Source organism: Mesorhizobium sp. M2A.F.Ca.ET.037.01.1.1 (genome assembly GCF_003998075.1).
GTDB lineage: Bacteria > Pseudomonadota > Alphaproteobacteria > Rhizobiales > Rhizobiaceae > Mesorhizobium.
In genome coordinates, this window is the sequence record NZ_RZSA01000657.1 from 1 (window position 1) to 3900 (window position 3900).

5 protein-coding genes are annotated in these 3900 nt (G+C 63.6%); 3 read left to right on the top strand and 2 right to left on the bottom strand.

Annotation, left to right across the window (positions count from 1 at the left end):
* Positions 1-138: 138 nt before the first annotated feature.
* Entirely contained in the window at positions 139-294 is a 156-nt protein-coding gene (locus EOA27_RS26345; protein ID WP_126083291.1) for a DUF1127 domain-containing protein, read from the top strand.
* A 113-nt stretch (positions 295-407) separates the two neighbouring features.
* Here the strand turns inward: EOA27_RS26345 and EOA27_RS26350 are convergent, their stop codons facing one another.
* The gene (locus tag EOA27_RS26350; RefSeq protein ID WP_126083290.1) at positions 408-701 is read right to left on the bottom strand and encodes an antibiotic biosynthesis monooxygenase; all 294 of its coding nucleotides are present in this window, start codon (positions 699-701) and stop codon (positions 408-410) included.
* 23 nt (positions 702-724) lie between these two features.
* Entirely contained in the window at positions 725-1039 is a 315-nt protein-coding gene (locus EOA27_RS26355; RefSeq protein WP_126083289.1) for a GYD domain-containing protein, read from the bottom strand.
* 370 nt (positions 1040-1409) lie between these two features.
* Here EOA27_RS26355 and EOA27_RS26360 point away from each other — a divergent pair, with 370 nt between their 5' ends.
* Both EOA27_RS26360 and EOA27_RS26365 read left to right on the top strand, forming a co-directional pair.
* A complete protein-coding gene (locus tag EOA27_RS26360) occupies positions 1410-2609 on the top strand; it encodes a PLP-dependent aminotransferase family protein (RefSeq protein WP_189343385.1) in 1200 nt (399 codons plus the stop codon).
* 527 nt (positions 2610-3136) lie between these two features.
* A partial coding sequence (locus EOA27_RS26365) for a radical SAM protein (protein ID WP_127257635.1) occupies positions 3137-3900 on the top strand: 764 nt, incomplete at its 3' end.

Below are 3900 nucleotides of genomic sequence, written 5' to 3' on the forward strand. Positions count from 1 at the left end.
CATATGTTTCAGGCTGCTCCGGCTTCGTGAGGCATTTCACCGTTCGCGCGCAATCCACCGGTTACAGACGCATTGCAAAAGCGGCGCCGGGTGAAGAGGAGGCGCCGGTTTTGCGCCGCCTATTTATGGGAGCTTTCCATGTTCAAAAGTCTCAACCGGATTCGCGCCGCCTTCGCGCAGGCCAGCAAGCGCCGCCGCACGACGCGCGAGCTGAACGAGCTGCCGCCCGAGATCCGCAAGGACATCGGCTGGCCGCAGGCCGCGCAGGACGACGAGATTCGGTTGCCGTTCTGAGACGAGCGCCAAGGCGCCACGCAGCGCGCCGGCTTCTTGCGGCGCTTGTTGTCGACGGCGCCGGCTGGCCGCGCAAGGCGGTCCCTCCGGCGCCAGACGGGGGCGCCTTCAGCCTATATCTCCGCAACGACCGAGCCGGACACCGGATCCGTCACGCCGAGATCGCCGCCCAGGTCTTCGAGCATATCGCGGAACGTGTCGAGAATGCCGATCATCATCGGGCGCGCCGCGGCGAGGCTGTCCATGTCGTTCCATTCGCCGACCATGCAGAAGGTGCGCTCGCCGGTCTTGATCAGGGCGCCCTTGCGAAAGCCCTTGGCGTTCAGCGAGACCTTTTCGTGTGCTTCGACGAAGGCCTTCTCCTTGCCCGGCTTGGTGCGAAAACGGACTACGTTATAGGCGGTCATGGCGTCCTCCCTTCGATGCGACATCAGCCCGCCGGCTTGTAGGCGCCGGCGGCCTTGTTGGCTGCCGCAATCACCGCCTTCATGTCGAGCTCTTCCAGAACGACGAGATCGCTCACCGAGCCGCTCGCGCGCACGGCAAGCGTCATCCCCATCCCGGCAATCTGGTCCGGCACCTCGCCATTGACGATGACGTCGTAAAGGCCGCGCGTGAACATCAGGCTGTTCATCTTCCCGCCCACGCTTTCAAACAGCGCCGCGATTGCAACTTCCCGGTTCGATCCTTGCATGAGCCCCTTGGCGGCATGGGGTTCGTAACTCGCCAGTATGGTAACCTTCATGGGATCCTCCTCCAAATATCACTGCCTCGGCCACCCAATGATGAGGGCAGCACGGACGTGCCTGTTTCTCCTTACATTTGACTGGTCTGTGGACCGCCTGGGCAACACGGCCGACGGCGGCTCAACCGCAGCAAGGCTCCGGCTTGGAGTAATATGCGCCTTTTCTAATATAACGGCAATCTGCCATCCGCCATCTGCCGGGAGCCGATGACCGAATTTTCCATTAGCATTTGCGGAAATCCGTGGGCCAAATGTCGCCTCGCCTATGCGCCATGACCGTTTTGTGTATTCACGCGGGCGATATGGCCTGATAATAGGTCAACCAAGCTGACCTAAATAGAAGCACTTCGGGAGGTGCGCCTTGACCCTGATGAACCTTCTGGCCTCGCGCTCGTCGCGCATGAAAGCCTCGGAAATCCGCGAGCTGCTGAAGCTGCTCGACCAGCCCGACATAATCTCCTTCGCCGGCGGCATTCCGGACCCGTCGCTGTTTCCCGCGCAGGCCATCGGCGACGCCTATCAGGCGGTGCTGGGCGGCAGGGAGGCGGGGACCGCGCTGCAATACCAGGTCAGCGAGGGCTATCTGCCGCTGCGCAAATGGCTGGCCGCCTATATGGGCAAGCTCGGCGTTCAATGCGACGAGGGCAACATCTTCATCACCTCCGGCTCGCAGCAGGCGCTCGACTATCTCGGCAAGCTGTTCCTGTCGCCGGGCGACACAGCCCTGGTCACCTGGCCGACCTATCTCGGCGCGCTGCAGGCCTTCAACGCCTACGAGCCGCGCTATGACCGGCTGAACACCGCCGGCGGCAACATGACGCCCGAGGCCTATCGGGCCGCCGCGGCGGCAAATGGCGGTAAGGTGAAGTTCGCCTATCTGGTACCGGATTTCGCCAACCCGACCGGCAACACGCTGGACGTCAAGCAGCGCGAGGCGGTGCTCGACCTCGCGGGCGAGCTCGACATCGCCGTCATCGAGGACGCCGCCTATCGCGCGCTGCGCTATGACGGGGAGGGCGTGCCGCCGATCCTGGCGCTCGACTGCGCCCGCTCCGGCGGCATCGATCATGCCCGCACGCTTTATTGCGGGTCCTTCTCGAAGATCCTGTCGCCCGGCATGCGCGTCGGCTGGGTCTGCGCGCCGCGCCATGTCGTGGAGAAGCTGGTGCTGATGAAGCAGGCGTCCGACCTGCACAGCCCCTCGATCAACCAGATGGTCATGCACCGCGTCGCCGACACCATCTTCGACACCCAGGTGGAAAAGCTGATCGGCGCCTACCGCAAGCGGCGCGACGCGCTGCTCGGCGCGCTCCAGGCCAACATGCCCGACGGCATTTCCTGGAGCCGCCCGGAAGGCGGGATGTTCGTCTGGCTGACCCTGCCGGAAGGCGTCGACGCCACCGAGCTTCTGGCGCGTTCGGTCAAGGAGGCGCGCGTCGCCTTCGTGCCCGGCAACGCCTTCTATGCCGACGGCACCGGCCGCAACACGCTGCGCATGTCATTCACCCTTGCCGACGACCGCGCGGTGAACGAAGGCGTGCCGCGGCTGGCGAAGCTGCTGCGCGGTTAGGCCTTCAATCACCGCCGCCTCGCGCAGGCGTGATTGGTAGTGCGCAGGCGTGATTGTCCGCGCGGCCCATTCCTCGGCTAGGGTCGCGGCCGATCCAACACCCCCTGGATCGACCCGACCGTGGGGTCCCACCTCCATGGTCCGTACGAAAGAGCCCCGACGGCCTCCACCGGCGGGGCTTTTTTCGCTGTCCCGGCGGTCAGCGCGCCGCCTTGCCCTTTTTCGGGCCGCTTTTCCGCTACGCTAGAGCAATTCCAGGAAAAGTGTGAGCGGTTTTCCGTCCGGAATTGCGTCAAAACAAAGGGATAGAGCGGTTCGCCGTTTCCGTGAAACGGTGAAACGCTCTAGCGCTCTTCAGGGGCGAATGCCTGGCGCAAGCCTCTTGTCCTGGCCGGCGGCAGGTTTGCTTCTGTGCCGAAGCGTGCTATTGCGCCGCGCGAAATGGCTCAAAGCCGCGCCGTAGATCGACCTTCAGAGCCAAAGGCTCAATCCTCGATCTCGCCTTCACCTCTTGGAAAACAAAATTTATGTCCGCCCCACGCGTCAGTTTCGTCAGTCTTGGATGTCCGAAGGCGCTCGTCGATTCCGAGCGCATCATCACGCGGCTCCGCGCCGAAGGTTATGAGATCGCGCGCAAGCACGATGGCGCCGACCTCGTCGTCGTCAACACTTGCGGCTTCCTCGATTCCGCCCGCGACGAGTCGCTCAACGCCATCGGTTCCGCCCTTTCGGAAAATGGCCGTGTCATCGTCACCGGCTGCCTCGGCGCCGAGCCGGACGTCATCCGCGAAAAACATCCCAATGTGCTGGCGATCACCGGCCCGCAGGCCTATGAGAGCGTGATGGCGGCGGTCCACGAGGCGGCTCCGCCCAGTCACGATCCCTATGTCGATCTGCTGCCGCCGCAGGGCGTGAAGCTCACCCCGCGCCACTACGCCTATCTGAAGATTTCCGAGGGCTGCAACAACCGCTGCACCTTCTGCATCATCCCGGCGCTGCGCGGCGATCTGGTCTCGCGGCCGGCGGCGGACGTACTGCGCGAAGCCGAAAAACTCGCCAAGGCCGGCGTCAAGGAAATCCTCGTAATCTCGCAGGACACCAGCGCCTACGGCATCGACATCAAGTACCAGACATCGATGTTCGGCGACCGCGAGGTGCGGGCGAAATTCCTCGACCTTGCCGAGGAACTCGGCAAGCTCGGCATCTGGATACGCATGCATTATGTGTACCCCTACCCGCATGTCGCCGACGTCATTCCGCTGATGGCGGAAGGAAAGATCCTGCCCTATCT

What these genes read in the sequence shown, in the direction of transcription:
- EOA27_RS26345 (WP_126083291.1), top strand. Translation starts at nt 139, where the DNA reads ATGTTCAAAAGTCTCAACCGGATTCGCGCCGCCTTCGCGCAGGCCAGC.
- EOA27_RS26350 (WP_126083290.1), bottom strand. Translation starts at nt 701, where the DNA reads ATGACCGCCTATAACGTAGTCCGTTTTCGCACCAAGCCGGGCAAGGAG.
- EOA27_RS26355 (WP_126083289.1), bottom strand. Translation starts at nt 1,039, where the DNA reads ATGAAGGTTACCATACTGGCGAGTTACGAACCCCATGCCGCCAAGGGG.
- EOA27_RS26360 (WP_189343385.1), top strand. Translation starts at nt 1,410, where the DNA reads ATGAACCTTCTGGCCTCGCGCTCGTCGCGCATGAAAGCCTCGGAAATC.